1 protein-coding gene is annotated in these 502 nt (G+C 66.9%); it reads left to right on the forward strand.

Annotated features, from left to right (window positions below):
* Positions 1-85 precede the first annotated feature (85 nt).
* Positions 86-502, forward strand: a 417-nt coding sequence (locus P0D89_RS53995; RefSeq protein ID WP_408371524.1) for an IS66 family transposase, incomplete at its 3' end; no start/stop codon positions are given.

Genomic DNA, 502 nt, shown 5'->3' on the forward strand with positions numbered 1-502 from the left:
TGATGAACCTGTAGACACGACAGCGCCGGCGGTCCCACTACGCCGCCGCTCGCGCGAATTCCCTGCACACCTGCCCCGTGAGGTGGTGGAGCACAAGCCGCAGGACTGCGACTGCCCCGAATGCGGCGGCCGGCTGCGCAAGCTGGGTGAAGACGCCTCCGAGATGCTGGACTACGTGCCGGGGTACTTCCGGGTGATCCGCCACGTGCGTCCCCGGCTGAGCTGCAGCCGTTGTGCGAAGGTCGTCCAGGAAGCGGCGCCGTCGCGCCCGATCGCACGCGGCATGGCTGCAGCCGGCCTGCTGGCGCAGGTGGTAGTTGCCAAGTACGCCGACCATACGCCGTTGTACCGGCAGGCAGGAATCTATCGACGTGCCGGCATTGAACTGGACCGTGCAACGCTGGCCTCGTGGGTTCGGGAGTCCGCCGCACTGCTGCAGCCGCTGGCGGAGGCCGTTGGCCGGTATGTGCGTGAGGCGCAAAAAATCCATACGGATGACACT

Origin of the sequence: Paraburkholderia sp. RL18-085-BIA-A (genome assembly GCF_046027075.1) — a bacterium.
Classification (GTDB): Bacteria; Pseudomonadota; Gammaproteobacteria; order Burkholderiales; family Burkholderiaceae; genus Paraburkholderia.